General features: G+C 61.4%; 14 protein-coding genes, 1 tRNA gene and 1 pseudogene. 13 read left to right on the forward strand and 3 right to left on the reverse strand.

Annotated elements, in window-relative coordinates:
• Nucleotides 1–1,116 precede the first annotated feature (1,116 nt).
• Complete coding sequence (locus QM609_RS24305; RefSeq protein ID WP_158656559.1) at nt 1,117–1,272, reverse strand: hypothetical protein; 156 nt, start codon at nt 1,270–1,272, stop codon at nt 1,117–1,119.
• A gap of 173 nt (nt 1,273–1,445) precedes the next feature.
• Here QM609_RS24305 and QM609_RS24310 point away from each other — a divergent pair, with 173 nt between their 5' ends.
• Nucleotides 1,446–2,240: a restriction endonuclease gene (locus tag QM609_RS24310; RefSeq protein ID WP_050656369.1), complete on the forward strand. Its 795-nt coding sequence runs from the start codon at nt 1,446–1,448 to the stop codon at nt 2,238–2,240.
• A gap of 43 nt (nt 2,241–2,283) precedes the next feature.
• Entirely contained in the window at nt 2,284–3,501 is a 1,218-nt protein-coding gene (locus tag QM609_RS29300; protein ID WP_050656368.1) for an AbiJ-related protein, read from the forward strand.
• A 97-nt stretch (nt 3,502–3,598) separates the two neighbouring features.
• Here the strand turns inward: QM609_RS29300 and QM609_RS24320 are convergent, their stop codons facing one another.
• On the reverse strand, nt 3,599–4,870 hold the full coding sequence (locus QM609_RS24320; protein ID WP_050656367.1) for a hypothetical protein: 1,272 nt from the start codon (nt 4,868–4,870) through the stop codon (nt 3,599–3,601).
• Nucleotides 4,871–4,915: 45 nt separating this feature from the next.
• Here QM609_RS24320 and QM609_RS24325 point away from each other — a divergent pair.
• The 6 genes and pseudogenes from QM609_RS24325 to QM609_RS24350 form a co-directional block, all read left to right on the forward strand.
• Nucleotides 4,916–5,092: pseudogene (locus QM609_RS24325) on the forward strand (hypothetical protein); the annotation flags it as partial.
• Complete coding sequence (locus QM609_RS29305) at nt 5,010–5,501, forward strand: DUF6301 family protein (protein ID WP_371683561.1); 492 nt, start codon at nt 5,010–5,012, stop codon at nt 5,499–5,501. The pseudogene QM609_RS24325 and the gene QM609_RS29305, both read left to right, overlap by 83 nt.
• A gap of 278 nt (nt 5,502–5,779) precedes the next feature.
• Nucleotides 5,780–6,340, forward strand: a complete 561-nt coding sequence (locus tag QM609_RS24335; RefSeq protein WP_050656366.1) for a putative Ig domain-containing protein — start codon at nt 5,780–5,782, stop codon at nt 6,338–6,340.
• Nucleotides 6,341–6,595: 255 nt separating this feature from the next.
• A complete protein-coding gene (locus tag QM609_RS24340; RefSeq protein WP_050656365.1) occupies nt 6,596–7,093 on the forward strand; it encodes a hypothetical protein in 498 nt (165 codons plus the stop codon).
• A gap of 709 nt (nt 7,094–7,802) precedes the next feature.
• A complete protein-coding gene (locus QM609_RS24345; protein WP_143541226.1) occupies nt 7,803–8,192 on the forward strand; it encodes a hypothetical protein in 390 nt (129 codons plus the stop codon).
• Nucleotides 8,193–8,640: 448 nt separating this feature from the next.
• The gene (locus QM609_RS24350; protein ID WP_050656363.1) at nt 8,641–8,982 is read left to right on the forward strand and encodes a hypothetical protein; all 342 of its coding nucleotides are present in this window, start codon (nt 8,641–8,643) and stop codon (nt 8,980–8,982) included.
• 53 nt (nt 8,983–9,035) lie between these two features.
• Here QM609_RS24350 and QM609_RS24355 read toward each other — a convergent pair.
• Nucleotides 9,036–9,121: transfer RNA gene (locus tag QM609_RS24355), tRNA-Leu, on the reverse strand.
• A gap of 254 nt (nt 9,122–9,375) precedes the next feature.
• Between QM609_RS24355 and QM609_RS24360 the strand changes: the two genes are divergently transcribed.
• From QM609_RS24360 to QM609_RS24380, 5 genes are all read left to right on the forward strand, one after another.
• Entirely contained in the window at nt 9,376–10,794 is a 1,419-nt protein-coding gene (locus tag QM609_RS24360; RefSeq protein ID WP_050656362.1) for an FHA domain-containing protein, read from the forward strand.
• Nucleotides 10,795–10,980: 186 nt separating this feature from the next.
• Nucleotides 10,981–11,445: an FHA domain-containing protein FhaB/FipA gene (locus tag QM609_RS24365; RefSeq protein WP_003943418.1), complete on the forward strand. Its 465-nt coding sequence runs from the start codon at nt 10,981–10,983 to the stop codon at nt 11,443–11,445.
• Complete coding sequence (locus QM609_RS24370; protein ID WP_050656757.1) at nt 11,442–12,866, forward strand: PP2C family protein-serine/threonine phosphatase; 1,425 nt, start codon at nt 11,442–11,444, stop codon at nt 12,864–12,866. The genes QM609_RS24365 and QM609_RS24370 overlap by 4 nt, the downstream gene beginning before the upstream one ends.
• Nucleotides 12,866–14,317, forward strand: coding sequence for an FtsW/RodA/SpoVE family cell cycle protein (locus QM609_RS24375; RefSeq protein ID WP_007735775.1), 1,452 nt, complete (start codon nt 12,866–12,868; stop codon nt 14,315–14,317). Before QM609_RS24370 ends, QM609_RS24375 begins: the two co-directional genes overlap by 1 nt.
• Nucleotides 14,314–15,780 carry a peptidoglycan D,D-transpeptidase FtsI family protein gene (locus tag QM609_RS24380; protein ID WP_007735774.1) on the forward strand — a complete coding sequence of 489 codons (1,467 nt, stop codon included), beginning with the start codon at nt 14,314–14,316 and terminating at the stop codon, nt 15,778–15,780. The genes QM609_RS24375 and QM609_RS24380 overlap by 4 nt, the downstream gene beginning before the upstream one ends.
• Nucleotide 15,781 lies beyond the last annotated feature (1 nt).

Raw genomic sequence — 15,781 nt, forward strand, 5'->3', positions numbered from 1 at the left:
GCCGCCAGGGGTTGCGCGCAGGTCACCGCCGACGAGAATCGGAAGGCCAGAAGGACAAACAAATCAACGCTCTTCGTCAGACGGAGAGCAGCGGAGTTCCATTCGGAGGACACCGGTAGGTGGCCGGCCGCCGGGCAGGCGCCAACACACCGCCGGCAACGGACCAGGCATTCGCACCTCCCACTCGGGTGGCTCGCGCGGTGATTGTGCGGGAGCTGCGGAGGCTGGCCATGCTTGGTGCCGCGGTAGCGCTGATGTTCTTGTCGGTGGCCTCTGGCAGATTGTGAGGTGTAATGCAGCCGCGAAGTTCAGGGTGCTGTCTTTGAGCTGGTCCAGCACTGTTTGTTCAGGATCCATATGCTGCGAAGCGGCGGTAGTTGTCGATTTACGTTGCCGTTTGTTTCGCTCAGACTTCCGTCACGGGCAGTGATGGGGTTACAGTCTTCGGACGGGCTTGTTGAGCACTTTCGAACAGGTTCGTTCGTTGTACAACTGAAAACAGGCGGCTCCACGGTGCGCTAACACCTGAGGAACCGCCTGCGTCTTCACCTTCTGGTGATCGGTCGCCGCAAAACGATAACGATCATCTGAAGCATTCCAGCTGCCATCTTGGTGCCAAGCATCAAGGTGGCATTGCTGTTTGTAGCGTCGCAGTACATGGATACTGCGGTGAGCATGACAGCAGTCTGATTCAAAAACTTGATCAGGTTACTGTCGGTTCGAGACTCATCTGAGTCTCTTTCTGAGTCCGGGTTCAAGGTCATTTACCTCCCTTCCCGTCACCGTGCCCCAGGGTGGGGTCGGCTCAGTTCTGGGTGGATCGATATCCACGAGTGGAAAGGGCTCGAAAGCGACTCTCCCCTTTTCTCAGGGCTGATTGACCTCTCGGCAGTTGCTTCGAAGACGTTCCGCGTTGTGGTCTCTCAGTGCTCAAGACACTACCGCTTGTGGGCGAGAGAAACACATATCGCGAGATGTTGTGAGTTACATCGTTGAAATTCCCAGGTCGCGCTGGTGAACCCGTCCATTTCGCGTTCCGAGTGCGCCTGAGTCGTTCTGAATCGTCGTGGTCTCTTCCTCGAATGTGCGGGAGATTGAGCGTGTGTCCCCTACGCCTCACGCTAGGAGCCGTACAAGGCCACTGAGTCCCAGCACGGCGCCGATGAAAAGGATCGGTGTTCCTATTTTTGCTCCCATTTCTTCTTTGATGGGGTAACTCACGAGGGCGATGGCGCCACCAATGGACATCAGCAGGAATGCATTCCAGTTCATTGCCGTATGGGATCAGGATCTTCGTCCGGACCGCAACGGGGTCCCCCACCCGAAGATCTCGGTTCTTGAGGACCGGCGTATTTCTTCGGAGCTTCATTCCGGCTGTCCGTTTCTCGGCCGGTGGGGATGTCCGGGCGCGTTGTTAGCATCCATCGGACTAGGAGGTTGTTGTTGTGAAGTACATCGACTCTCCGGGGGCGGCTGAGGTCAACGCGGCTCTTCGGATGCGTGATCTCGGGTTCGTTGATGCCCAAGTTTCAGGGCCTGGTGCTGACGGGGGCATTGATGTGTTCTCGGAGCGCGCGGTTGCGCAGGTGAAGTATCGGGTCGGTTTTGTGGGTCGTCCGGACTTGCAGCGGTTGTTTGGGGCGCGTGGCAATCGGAGCGATCTGCAGATGCTCTTTTTTGCCGGATCTGGTTACAGTCGGCAGGCTGTCGAATACGCCGACGAGGTGGGCATGGCGTTGTTCGTGTACGACGAGATTGGAATCGTCGCGCCTCAGAATGGGTCTGCAGAGAATCTGGTTAACCGGGCTGGGCGACCCGTCCGTGTCACTGATGATCCGGGTGAGCCAGATTTTTACCCTGACGTCGACATCGCTGTTGCTGTCGAGTTGGCACGTAGTTATCGGGCCGAGCAGCATGAAATTCGCGTTGCCGAACACCTGGCGACTCGGGAGCCTGTTCCGCCGTTGATCCCAGTTGATGTGAAGTCAGCGGGAACGGCGGGTCGCCGGACCGAAACGTCAAATGTCTTGTCGTCCAGTGGTGTTGGGGGCCTGGTTCTCGCCCTGGCGGGGGCACTGATTGCGGTTGTTTCTTTCGCTGTCGTAGCTGGCGGGGTCGGTGCGGCGGTCAACAGTGACATGACCGCATCCGGTCGGATATTCAATGCTGTTGCAGCTTTTGTGGTCGCTGCTCTTCTCGGCTTTCTGGCGTACAAAATGATTAGGCGCGGTGTGCGTTGACCGGTAATGAGGTTCGGCAAGCCGTGATGCACACTGATTCCTTGTGATCCGACCTTCACCTGGCAAGTCCATAGACCGAGCGACTCGACGTTCCCTCAAGGACGCTCTGCTGACGCGAGAGTATTTCTGGCGCGGCGCGAAAAGCGAGTCCGCGTTCCTGTCAGACCTGTACCCCCTCAACGAACTCCCCAGCACCGATCCTCGCTATAGGACGGCGTACGAAGACATCCAGAAGCATCGCGAGATGAATAGCGACTGGGCCGATAGCTGGGTGTTCGACGACCCACGTTTCGATCTCATGGGTAGCTCGGACGAGACCTTCTTGGAGTTCGTCGCGCACACAGTACATCCGAGTGTGCGGCCGCGGGCCCTCCAGCGCTCGACCATGCTCATGCAGTTGAATACGGTCCTGGCGGCGAGTGGCTACGAGCTCTACGAGACGACCAGCGCTATCGGATCGGTCACGTTCAGTCATCGCCGCACGTCGATGGCTTCGGATATCGTGCCGCTCGACGGCCCCAAATCACAGGGGCCGATCCACCGCCAGAACATCGGCTCGGGTTCGTACGCACTTGTCTTCTCGTATGTTGATCCGTTTTACGGGATCCCGTTCGCCATCAAACAGGCGAAAAATAACTTGGATGACCGAGAGCGTCAGCGGTTCAAGCAGGAGTTCGACTCCTTGAAGGACTTGAATTCCCCGTATGTGGTCAAGGTGTATCGGTATGACGAGGGTCGCATCGAGTACGTGATGGAGTACTGCGATCAGACGCTCGAAGACTTCATCAAATATCGGACCGGCAAACTGACCTTCGATGCACGGAAACGCATCGCTTTGCAGTTTCTCCAGGGCATGCATCACATTCACGAGAAGGGTCTTCTTCATCGGGACCTGAGCCGGCGCAATGTGTTGGTGAAGCTCTACGACGAAGACGAAGTGTTGGTGAAGATCTCGGACCTCGGCCTGGTGAAGGTCCCGGAGTCCGATTTCACTCATTCAGGGACGGAGATGAAGGGGACCCACCGCGACCCGCAGCTCGAGCACTTCGGTGACTTTGGCCTTCGAAACGAGATGCACGGGATTGGCTACATCCTCCAGTACATATTCACCGGACGAACATCGCTGACTCTAGGACCGGGAGAAATGGGTCGGATCGTCCAGAAGTGCACGGCATCCGACTTGTCGCAGCGTTACGAACAGGTGGTTGACGTGATCACAGACGTCGAAGCTATGGAGGGAGCAGACGCCGTAACTGCATGAGAGATCAGCATTTGGATCTCGTACTTACGGCGTTGTCCTCCGCCCCGCGAATGGGATGGAGGACAACGGGGTCAGGATGTGCGAACGTGTCGGAAAATCAGCTGCCGAAGATCGATCCGAGGGATCCGGTCGCGGGCGGGTCGATGACCGGTGCTGCGGTGACGTTGACCGTCACCTGCAAGGTGGCGGCGGGGGCGGTGCCGTTTGTTGCGGTGACCATGAAGTCGAATTTACCTGCAACGGTGGGTGTTCCGGAAAGAGTCGGAACACCGGTGACGGGATCATTCGCGAACGTCGTTCCCGGCGGAAGCTTCGCCGGATCGACGACGGTCACAGCTGCGGCTGGTGTCCCGGTAACGGCGAAGGTTCGGGTCAAAACAGTTCCGACGGTGCCGGTCAGCGCAACGGGCGCAGTGTCCGCGAATACAGGAGCAGCAGGCGCCAGAGCAACAACCATCGTCACATCGAGTGTTGTGGGTGTTCCGACACCGTTGGCAGCGGTGAGGGTGAAGTCGAACTTTCCTGCGGTGGTGGGTGTTCCGAACAGAACCCCGCCCAAGCTCAGGACGAGACCGTCAGGCACCTTACCCGCGGCAACAGTAACGGCAGGGGATGGCGTCCCGGTGGCAGTGAACGTGCGGGTGAAACTCGTTCCGACTGTGCCGGCCAATGCGACAGGATCAGGGATGGCAGGCGCCGGGACGGTCGCGAAGACCGAGCCGCAGCAGCGGCCCCCAGCATTAGACCACCAGCCCTGACCGCTAATATGCCGCACGGTAACCGCACTATTGACCTCAACCACCTCGGTCAGACCTGCCGACATGTTGGCGGAGGGGTTCCATCCTATGAGACGCACCCAATCGCCCTCGCTGAGGTCTGTGGGCACGACGATCTGACACCACATGCCCACACCATAGGGATGTCGAACGTCGTCGAACCAGGTGTCGAACGTGACGTTCGACATCCACTCGCCGTGCCAGGTGTCCTCGGGCGGGACGCCACCATGATAATCACTCTCCTTGCCCTCATTCACCTGGACAGCAAAAGTGTTCCCCTCCTTCGCGTCTGAGCAGAACCGGGCTTGGTAGGAGGCTGAGGTGTCGACGAAATCTGGAGCTTCGGTGTTCGTGTTGGTGACGGGGGCTGGGGCCGGCGCATCAACCGGCACATCCACGGGCGCGGCAACAGCAGTGGTCGCGCCCGCGAGAGCCAGCACTCCGGAGGTCAGGAGAGCGGCGAGCCCTCGAAAGCGTCGGCTTCGGTGTGGTCGGAGATAGTGATCGAGTAGTGCCATGGTGGTGCGGCCTTTCGAGCAGAATCCACCGGAGAGGGCGGAGCGGCCACTGGAGGCAACCGCGACATAGAACATAACGGACAGTTGCCTTGATGAAATACGGTTCCGTGGCACTCGGTCGTGTTGGAGACTGTCTCGGAATCGATCGTTTTGGCGCCACTGTGCGGCATTGTGCCTTCGTCAACAACGATCAAGAAGGAATTGGCATCCACACATGCACGTCGACACGAAGGCGCCACCCGGATCGCTCGCCTCGCCGCAGAATTCGACTGGACCTGGGCCGTCGACGACCTGGAACCCTTCTGCGCACAGGCTAGATGGGAACTCGTCGAACTCAGGCAAGGTGGCGGCTCGATTCGGACGAACTTTCCATGTCAGCCGGCCGACGGCGTACATGTACAGGCGGAACCGTTCGATGCGCTACATCTCAATCTTCGTCACGGACCTGGCAGATCTAGGTACTCCCAAGGCAGAAGTTCGCTCGCTGCTGGACGAAGGGTTCACGAACCTCGATGTGGCACTTACCGCACTCCTGGGGACAGCCACGAGCGCCGAGCCCGGACCAACGGCAGCTCTCCGGTGGGATCTGCCGAAAGCGGTCATTTCACTGCACCTGAGTGTCATTGCGATCTACGTCAATTTGAAGAGTCCGAAGTATCAGGCATGGGTGGATGAGCCCGAACCGGAGTACGAGGACGAGGACTAGCGATCGAGGTCGGCGAGATCGCATCCGGTGTGGGAACAGGTTTGCGCACTCCTCACGCGAATCGGACCACTCACATCGAATGGTTAGGATCGCGTTAACCCCGCGATGCTGACCGGACGGGCAGTCGTGTCCGTAGTTTTTCGGTGTCCGAATTCGGGCCGTTGCGACCTGTTTCCGGGTGACCATCCGTTATGTTCTGGTGTTGTGGACGCTTCCCCGTGGCCGCGCCGCGCGCTTCGCCGAGGGTGCGGAATACATCCGGAAAAGGGCACACTGGTATGGCCATTCTTCATCGATCGATGTCACCGACGCGGCGGGCTCGACTGTTCGCGTGCGCCGGTGCTGCCGCGTTGGCAGTCACCGCCTTCGTCGCCGCGGCGGGTCCGGCATCAGCGGACACCGTCGTCGGCGCCCCCGTCCCGGTCGGCGTGAGTCCGGTCGGGGTGGCGATCACCCCCGACGGCGGCCACGCCTATGTCACCAACCAGGGCAGCAACTCGGTGCCGGTGATCGAGACCGAACAATCTGCGACCCTCACCGGATTACCCGCCGCCGGTGTCGTCGGTCAGCCCTACCGTCACGCGTTCACCGTCACCGGCCGGCCCGCCCCCACCGTGGCCGTGACCGCCGGCGCTCTGCCCGATGGCCTGACTCTGTCCGCGGAGGGTGTTCTGTCCGGAACCCCCACCACCAGTGGTCGATTCGAGTTAACGGTCACCGCCACCAACGGCATCGGCGATGCTGCGGTGCTGCCGGTCGTTCTCGACATCACCGACACCACGCCCCCTGCGGGGCCCTTCGGATCGCTGGGCAGTGACTCACTGAACTGGACCTTCTGACCAGCCTGGAGCGTCAATAGCACTGTGTTCCGCCGAGTTCGCATGGAGTCACTTCGGAGAGTGGCCGCCCATGTCTTTAGAGCATCGGTCAGCGTCGTCGCCCATCCGGTCGATCGCGAGACACTCCGATCGTTTGCGAGTTTCCTACAAGCTTCGAAAGCCTGCCAGAGCTGAGGTGTCTGGACGAGTGGACTGTCGACGCAGATCGCTAGGCTCTGAAAAAACACCCGACGGCACGACAGACGGAGCAGGGGCATGGGACTTAACGAAGATGAAGTCAAGAAGCAGCTCGGTATCGAGTCTTGGAGAAACCTCTCCAAGGACAAGATGCTGCGGTTCGCCGCGATGATGCCCGACATGGACACTGAGGTAACCCTCAAGATCATCGAAAAGTTCCCAGATTTCAAAGAGTTCGCTCTGGACACGGTGAAGGAGATAGAAAAAGCCCACGAGTCCACGCTCAAGTCAAATGACAAGAGCCAGGATCAGGTCTACAAGGCTCTCCAGGATATTCGCGAGATCCTCAAAGGCGAACTCGACAAAGATGACCTCGACTGGGACCAACGTAAGTTCATCATCGAGCTGGTCCAGGAAACTGGGAAGCTCGCGTTCCAGAAGGATGGCGAAGGTAAGCAGTTCTTGAATACCGTCCTCGGAAAGGTGGCGTTGGTTGGGGGCAGTGTGGTCGCTTTGGGAGTGGTCTTCGTGGGTGGGAAGGTCATGCTCGAACAGCGCGACGACATCGACGCCTGAGTTCCAGCATGAGCCTGAGTTTCAGCATGAGGATGTGAGCCCAACGGCTCGGATCTCAATTTTTCGGAAATCTCAAGGTAGTCATGGACTTTGATCCAGCCGAAGAGTATCGCAAGTCGATGATCGGAATCCTCGCTAACTGTGTCTTCTGAAAATGACAGCCGGGCTGGCTCTGTTCATGTCCGAGAAACGATCGTGTTTGAAACACCAGTGATCGTTGGGTGAGGAGGCGGCCTGGCGGCGCCTCTGCCAGAAACAGGTCTATGCCCGACTCCGACACTCAACCTACCGATCCCATCGCAGTCGGTTCCAGGGTCACCGTGATCCAGACCTCCGGATCACGGTCTCGCGATACCAATATCGGCCGCCGGTCCACAGACTGAGGAAGGGCCTGACCTACGGGGCGTAAGCATCCCATACAGCTCTGAAGAGAGATACGCCGCACTTGCCATGTGCAAGTGCGGGTGAACTATTTGGATGTTGTCGAAGGTCCGATTTACGGGGAAGGTCGACCCGTTCGAGTATCAGCTGTGGAGGATCCAGAGAAATTCACCGAACTCGGCGTCGGATGGGATGAGTCTTTCAAATCTGCGCGCGAACGTTCGATCACACCCGTTGTTCGGTGCGTCGGCTGAAACCTGTCGGACTTATCTGCTTAAGTGAAGTTCTCATTAACACCGCCACAATTGGCGATTTGAAGAAGAGACCAATGAACTCGTTGAAGATCTTTGCCGCTGTCTCTGCTACTGCCGCGCTTCTCGTCGTATCGGGTTGTTCGTCCGATTCCTCCGATGGTGCTGCGGCTTCCTCCGATGAAATTACGACTACCTCCGCTGAAGCTACATCCGCCTCCTCTGGAGCTACGACGCCAGCAAGTGTGTGTTCACAAATCGAAGACGCTGGCATCGGCAAGAACTGCGTACCAGGAAGCACCACGGGGCTCGCAGTGGCAGCAACCGGTGCCTACGATTTCGATCTCCCCTCGGTCCCGGGGGAAGGCGGAACCGTCATGATCTTCGACAATGCCGACATGTACCACAAAACAGTAAAAAGCTATGCCGATGCCGCTTTTCTGGCCGGACCACACCGCTACGGTTAGGAAAATGCGTTGATCTTCGTGCAGATCAACGAAGGACTCTCATCGAGTGATGGAGAAAAAGTCAAGGACATCGTTGACTCCCTGTAGTTCGATTTTGACGCAGCAATCATTTCCGAACTCTCTATCGGATGGTTCATAACCGACCATATTGAAACACGGGAGAAGATTCTGGCCACCAGAACAAAGATGTTCCTGGACCCGTGTCTAAAACTGATGGTTCATTCACGAAAAATCTAGGCTATCTATTAAGGGGCCTTCGTTCACGCGAAAACTCGAACGCAGTCCTCGCTCGACTTGAGAATCGTCTCAGATCCGTAGGCGAAGCAACCGTTGTCGAACCACCCCACCACGACGTGAATGTCCGTTATCTTCCTCGGTAGTGGTTGCAATCTCCTGGCTGCTAGGCGTCCCGCGCACGGATGCTGTCACCACGAAAGGGAGCACATCTGTGAATGGACTCGAAACGCCTACTCGTTTGTCCCGGACCACCGCCACCCTCGGGGTCGGCGCGCTCGCTGCCGCGATCACCTTCGGCAGCGCAGTTGGTACTGCATCAGCCGACACTCCGGTCGCCGACTTCGGCAGTCTCTCGTTCTCGGTGACCAACGGTCCCGACAACACCATCTACGACATCAACGCAATCATCAATCTCCCACCCGGCACACTGCCGCCAGGGATGATGACCCCTCAGATCACGGCGCCCGCCGCGCCCCCTCAACCAGTCGGCGACCCGTTTGCGGGCACCGCATTGGACTTCGTTCTGAGCTTCATTCAGGCTGCGGCCAGATAGCCGACAACAAAAAACGAGGCCACCAACTCTTGTGAGTTCGTGGCCTCGTCTTGTGGTGGGCGAAGGGGGACTTGAACCCCCACGTCCCGAAGGACACTGGCACCTGAAGCCAGCGCGTCTGCCATTCCGCCACTCGCCCGAGCAACGCCGAAACATTATCACGACAAACTTTGAAAGTTCTATTCGTGCAGCTCAGGGCACGAATCAGTGAACATCGAGCACCCAAAAGCCCAGAACCGATACCATGCTGAAACAGCGGCCAGGTACTGCCGAAGCGACATTTGACAGTACCGTGGAACCTGTACAGCAGTTTGGACGACACGCGACAAGGCGGTGCCGGCGCTACTTGCCGAGCATTTTGCCGTCGTAGATGCGAGGCGAGAGGAGGTCCCGATGGGCATCGTGCAGCGTTTCGAACGAAAGCTCCAAGGAGCTGTCGGCGACGCATTCGCGCGGGTCTTCGGTGGTGGTGTTGTGCCGCAGGAAGTAGAGGCGGCGCTCCAGCAGGAGGCACGTGACCGCGTCGAGCACCTCGGCGGCGGAATCCTTCTCGCCCCCAACAACTACGTGATCACCATCAACAACTCCGATCACGAAGAGCTGGCAGCAGATCGCGAACTGACGACAAAAGCTTTCAGCCGACACCTGCAGGATTTCATCCGCGATCAGGGTTGGCAGACGTATGGCGACATCTCGGTCACTTTCGAGCCTTCGCCTACGCTCCACACCGGTCAGTTCCGCACCCGCGGAACCGTCGACCCGGATGGTGACGCCGAGCAGGCATCGCCGCCGTCGCATGTTCCGCAGGTTTCGTCGCGGCCGCCACAACGGCCGCCTCAGCGACCCGCACCGATTGTTCCCCCTGTTTCCAATCCAGTCCCGTCACAACCAGGAGCCGGCCCCATGACGCAGAACTCAGGCTACGAACCAAGCCGCGAACCGGCGGGTCGCCAGCCCGAACCGCAGCAGCCGGCACGGAACGGGTACTCCCACGACGACGGCGGTTACGCCGCTCCGCAGGGCCAGGAAGCGCCGTACCAGAACGGTTACGACCGCGGCGACGGTTACCGCACGGGCGACGACCAGCAGGGCTACAACCAGCAGCAGGGTGGCTACGACCAGCAGGCGTACCCGAACCAGCAGCAGCCGTACGAGCAGGCCGGTTACGACCAGCAGGGCTATGACCAGCAGGGCGGCGGCTACGACCAGCAGGGTTACCAGCAGCAGCCGTACGACCAGCAGGGCTACGGCCAGCAGGCGTACCAGGGTGGGTACGACCAGCAGGGCTACCAGCAGGGCGGCTACGACCAGCAGGGTTACCAGCAGCCCTACAACGGACAGTCCTACGATCAGCCGGGCTACGACCAGCAGAGCTACCAGCAGGGCGGCTACGACCAGCAGGCGTACACACAGCAGCCGTACGAGCAGGGTGGCTACGAGCAGGGCGGCAACTTCGAGCAGACGCAGGCCTACCCGCAGCAGGGTTACGCCCAGCCGCAGGGCGGTTACGCACCGACGGCCCAGAGCCTGACGGCAACCCTGCAGCTCGAGGACGGCAGCGGACGCCACTTCCAGCTTCGCGACGGCAGCAATGTCATCGGTCGCGGCCAGGAAGCTCAGTTCCGCCTCCCGGACACCGGCGTCTCACGCCGCCACATCGACATCCGTTGGGACGGCCGCACCGCGATGCTGTCCGATTTGGGATCCACGAACGGCACCACCGTCAACGGAGCACCGGTCCAGGACTGGCAGCTGGCAGACGGCGACATCATTCGCGCAGGTCACTCGGAGATTCTGGTTCGCATTCTCTGAGCTGAGAAACGGACGCCAGGATTTTTCCGATAACAATCGAACATTCGGCGGTCCGTCGGCGCGCCGCCGTCACGCGGCTGTCAGTATCGTGATCTTCGGGGCCCAGAGCCCCCTATGATGCTGCCAGTCGACAATGCTCGAACCCCGCTGCGGCGGGGCTCGAGCCATAGAAGGAGGTGGACAGCCGTGCAGGGCCTGATTCTGCAACTCACACGGGCGGGCTTCCTGCTCCTACTGTGGCTGTTCGTCTGGGCAGTCCTCCGCACTCTCCGCTCCGACATCTATGCCGGTTCCGGGGTCAGGGTTCCGCCGCGGTACACCCGTGCCGGAAAGGTCCTGCCCTCGCTGGGCAAGGCGAAGGTGCCTCGGTACCTGGTGGTCACGCAGGGCGCCCTCGCCGGTACCCGCATCACCCTGGGCTCACAGCCGGTCATGATCGGCCGCGCCGACGATTCGACGCTCGTTCTCACCGACGATTACGCGTCGACGCGCCATGCGCGGCTCTCGCAGCGCGGCGCTGATTGGTACGTCGAGGATCTCGGTTCGACCAACGGCACCTATCTGGACCGCGCCAAGGTCACCACTGCGGTGCGCGTCCCGCTGGGCACCCCGGTTCGCGTCGGCAAGACGGTAATCGAGCTACGCCCGTGACCCTTGTTCTCCGCTACGCGGCGCGCAGCGACCGCGGTCTCGTGCGCTCCAACAACGAAGATTCCGTGTACGCCGGTGCACGCCTGTTGGCCTTAGCCGACGGTATGGGCGGACACGCGGCCGGTGAGGTCGCGTCGCAGTTGATGATTGCCGCCCTGGCGCATCTCGACGACGACGAGCCCGGCGAGGATCTGCTCGGCAAGCTCGAGGCAGCCACCCGCGAGGGTAACGATTCCATCGCCGATCACGTCGAGGAAGAACCCGAACTCGACGGCATGGGCACCACGCTCACCGCGATCCTCTTCTCCGGCAGCAAGCTCGGTCTCGTGCACATCGGCGACTCGCGCGCCTACCTTCTGCGCGACGACCACCTGACGCAGATCACCCGCGACGACACTTTCGTGCAGTCGTTGGTCGACGAGGGCAGGATCACCGCCGAACAGGCACACACGCACCCGCAGCGATCCCTGATCATGCGGGCGTTGACCGGCAACGAGATCGAGCCGACGCTCACCGTGCGCGAAGCCCGCGCCGGCGATCGTTACCTGCTCTGCTCCGACGGCCTCTCCGACGTGGTCAGCGACGAGACCATCGAGAACACGATGCGCGAGGGCTCGCAGGAGCAGTGCGCCGACCGTCTCATCGAATTGGCGCTGCGCAGCGGCGGTCCCGACAACGTCACCGTCGTCGTCGCCGATGTCATCGACCTCGACTACGGCCAGTCGCATCCCATCGTCGCGGGCGCCGCGTCGACGGAAGAGGAAGAGGACGCCCCTCCCCCCAACACCGCTGCCGGCCGCGCCGCTGCCATGCGTCCGCCGCGCGCGACGCCCAAGCGAGTTGTCTCCCAACCCGAACCGGAACCGAAGAAGAAGCGGAACCGGTTGTGGTGGGTGGTCCTCGCCGTGGTGCTGATCGCGCTGGTCGGCGTCGGCGCTGTGATCGGCCGCGCCGTCATCCGCAACAACTACTACGTCGGCGAAGACAACGGCCGCGTGACGGTGCTGCGCGGAATCCCCGGTTCGGTGCTCGGCTACTCGCTGCAAGACGCGGATCTGGTGGGTTGCGTCGGCGACGACGACGTCCTGACCCTCGTCTCCCCCGACGCGATTCCCAGCAACTGCAACATCCTCGAAGTGACGGATCTGCAGCCGTCTGCGCAGGAGCAGGTGCGCGCCGGGCTGCCGTCCGGCAAGCGTGAAGATGCGCAGAGCCAGATGATCCGTCTCATCGGCGGCGATCTGCTGCCTCGTTGTGAGCCGGTTCCGACGACGACGGCCACGCCCACTCCCCCGCCGGCACCGGAGACCACGCCGCCCCCCGCACCACCCGCGGATCCTGCTGCACCGACGACGGCAGCACCCACGACTACGCCGACGCCGACCGAAGTTCCCGGTCAGACTTGCAGGACGGTCAACTGATGTCGTCCAACGCAGCTGCGGGGACGGCTTTTCCGAGTCCGCCCGGAGGTTTTGCCCCGGCGCCGGTCCAGTCGACCCGTCGAAACATGGAGCTGCTGCTCCTGGGCTTTGCCGTCATCATCACGACGGTCTCGCTTCTGCTCGTCGAGGCGAGCCAGGAACAGAAGATCACTCTCGATCTGGCCAAGTACGCGCTCGCGTACACGGGCTTGTTCCTGATCGCGCACTTGGCAATTCGGCGGTATGCGCCGTACGCCGATCCGCTGTTGCTGCCGATCGTCGCCCTGCTCAACGGCCTCGGGTTGGTGCTCATCCACCGACTCGACCTCGCCGACGAACAGACAGCGCTCTACAACGGCGTCGAGGCACCGTCTCCGGATGCGAACCAGCAGGTCATGTGGACTGCATTGGCGATCACCGGTTTCGTGCTGCTGCTCGTGTTCTTGAAGGACTACCGCCTGATGGCGCGGTTCAGCTACACACTCGGCCTCGCGGGCCTGGTGTTCCTGGCGATTCCCGCGATCCTGCCGGCGAAGTTCTCGAGCGTGAACGGCGCGAAGATCTGGATTCGCCTGCCCGGATTCAGCATTCAGCCAGGTGAGTTCGCGAAGATCCTGCTCATCATCTTCTTCGCGTCAGTGCTCGTCGCCAAGCGCGACCTGTTCACCTCGGCCGGTAAACACTTCCTAGGCATGGACTTTCCGCGTGCCCGCGACCTCGGCCCGATCCTGCTCGCCTGGATCGTCTCGGTGGGCGTGCTCGTCTTCGAAACCGACCTCGGTACGTCGCTGCTGCTCTTCAGCACCGTGCTGGTGATGCTCTACATCGCGACCGAGCGTGTGGGCTGGCTGGTGATCGGCGGCGGACTGCTCGCCATCGGATTCTTCTTCGCCTACAAGATGTTCGGACACGTGCGCGTTCGCGTCGACACCTGGCTGGACCCGCTCGGCGACTACGCCAATACCGGTTATCAGATCTCGCAATCGCTGTTCGGCCTGGCCACCGGTGGTATCGCCGGAACAGGTCTGGGCAGCGGCCGCCCCAACCAGGTGCCGTTCGCGAAGACGGACTTCATCATCGCGACCATCGGCGAAGAGCTCGGCCTGATCGGCCTGGCCGCTGTGCTGATGCTGTTCCTGCTCCTCATCGTGCGCGGCCTGCGTACGGCGTTGGCCGTGCGCGACAGCTTCGGCAAACTGCTCGCCGCCGGTCTGTCGTTCACGATCGCGATCCAGATTTTTGTCGTCGTCGGCGGCGTCACCAAGCTGATCCCGCTGACGGGTCTGACAACACCGTTCATGTCGTACGGCGGCTCGTCGCTGCTCGCGAACTACCTACTGCTGGCCATCCTCGTCCGGATCTCGGACGCGGCTCGTGCGCCGGTAGTGACGAAGAAGAAAGGTCCGCCCCCAATCGCTGACGCCAATACCGAGATGATGCCGCGCGTATGAACACTCCACTGCGCCGCGTCGCGATGGCCGTCATGGTGATGGTCGTCGCGCTCCTCGCCAACGCCACGTACGTACAGGTCATCAAAGCTGACGACCTGCGAGCCGACCCGCGCAACTCGCGGGTGCTGCTCGACGAGTACTCACGCCAGCGAGGTCAGATCTCGGCTTCCGGTCAGGTGCTTGCCGCCTCCCGCGCCACCGACGACCGGTACAAGTACCTGCGCGAGTATCCGAATCCGTACCCGTACGCACCGGTCACGGGCTTCTACTCGATGCAGTACGGCAGCGCCGGCCTCGAGCGCACCGAGGATCCGATTCTCAACGGCTCGGACAACCGGTTGTTCAGCCAGCGCTTCTTCGACCTTGTGTCCGGACGCGATCCGCGCGGCGGCAACGTCGTCACGACGCTCAATCCGGCGATGCAACAGGTGGCGTACGACCAGCTGACCAGTAAGGGTTACACCGGTTCCGTCGTCGCCATCGAGCCGAGCACCGGACGCATCCTGACGATGGTCAGCACTCCGAGCTACGACCCGAACCTGCTTGCCAGCCACGACGGCGCCGAAACCACGAAGGCGTGGGACGAGCTCAATGCCGATCCCAACGATCCGCTGGTCAACCGCGCGATCTCGCAGACCTACCCGCCCGGCTCGACGTTCAAGGTGCTCACCACGGCCGCAGCTCTTGGCAACGGTGCGACGCCGGACGACCAGCTGACCGCGGCTCCGCAGATCACGCTGCCCGGCACCAGCACGACCCTCGAGAACTACAACGGCAGCACGTGCGGCCCCAACCCGACGGCGTCGTTGCGCGACGCGTTCGCGCGCTCGTGCAACACGGCGTTCGTCGAACTGGGCATCAAAGACGGCGCCGACGCCATCAAGGACGAGGCCAGCGCCTTCGGTATCGGACCCAACACTCCCGCGATCCCGCTGCCGGTTGCAGACAGCACGGTCGGCGACATCTCCGACGACGCGGCTCTCGGCCAGACCAGTATCGGCCAGCGCGACGTCGCGGTGACCCCGCTCGAGAATGCAGTGATCGCCGCGACCGTCGCCAACGGTGGTGTGCGGATGCAGCCCAACCTGATCTCCCAGTTGCAGGCGCCCGATCTGACCGATCTCAGTACGCCGTCACCGGTGTCGATGGGTCAGGCGATCTCGCCGGCAGTGGCCGCAACGCTGACTGATCTGATGATCGGCTCGGAGAACTTCACCGGCGGCGACGGCAAGATCCCCGGAGTTCAGATCGCGTCCAAGACCGGTACCGCCGAGCACGGCGTGAACCCGCGGGAAACTCCGCCGCACGCCTGGTACATCGCTTTTGCACCGGCGCAGAATCCGACGGTCGCCGTGGCCGTCATCGTCGAGAACGGTGGTGACCGCGGACTTGCCGCTACCGGTGGCTCGGTTGCTGCGCCGATCGGTCGTGCAGTCATCGCAGCCGGAATCCAAGGGGGCTGAA

Origin of the sequence: Rhodococcus sp. IEGM 1302, from assembly GCF_030056935.1 — a bacterium.
GTDB lineage: Bacteria > Actinomycetota > Actinomycetes > Mycobacteriales > Mycobacteriaceae > Rhodococcus_F > Rhodococcus_F qingshengii.

Coding starts and splice junctions, on each gene's coding strand:
- QM609_RS24305 (WP_158656559.1), bottom strand. CDS start 1,272: ATGAACTGGAATGCATTCCTGCTGATGTCCATTGGTGGCGCCATCGCC.
- QM609_RS24320 (WP_050656367.1), bottom strand. CDS start 4,870: ATGTTCTATGTCGCGGTTGCCTCCAGTGGCCGCTCCGCCCTCTCCGGT.
- QM609_RS29305 (WP_371683561.1), top strand. CDS start 5,010: ATGCACGTCGACACGAAGGCGCCACCCGGATCGCTCGCCTCGCCGCAG.
- QM609_RS24335 (WP_050656366.1), top strand. CDS start 5,780: ATGGCCATTCTTCATCGATCGATGTCACCGACGCGGCGGGCTCGACTG.
- QM609_RS24340 (WP_050656365.1), top strand. CDS start 6,596: ATGGGACTTAACGAAGATGAAGTCAAGAAGCAGCTCGGTATCGAGTCT.
- QM609_RS24345 (WP_143541226.1), top strand. CDS start 7,803: ATGAACTCGTTGAAGATCTTTGCCGCTGTCTCTGCTACTGCCGCGCTT.
- QM609_RS24360 (WP_050656362.1), top strand. CDS start 9,376: ATGGGCATCGTGCAGCGTTTCGAACGAAAGCTCCAAGGAGCTGTCGGC.
- QM609_RS24375 (WP_007735775.1), top strand. CDS start 12,866: ATGTCGTCCAACGCAGCTGCGGGGACGGCTTTTCCGAGTCCGCCCGGA.
- QM609_RS24380 (WP_007735774.1), top strand. CDS start 14,314: ATGAACACTCCACTGCGCCGCGTCGCGATGGCCGTCATGGTGATGGTC.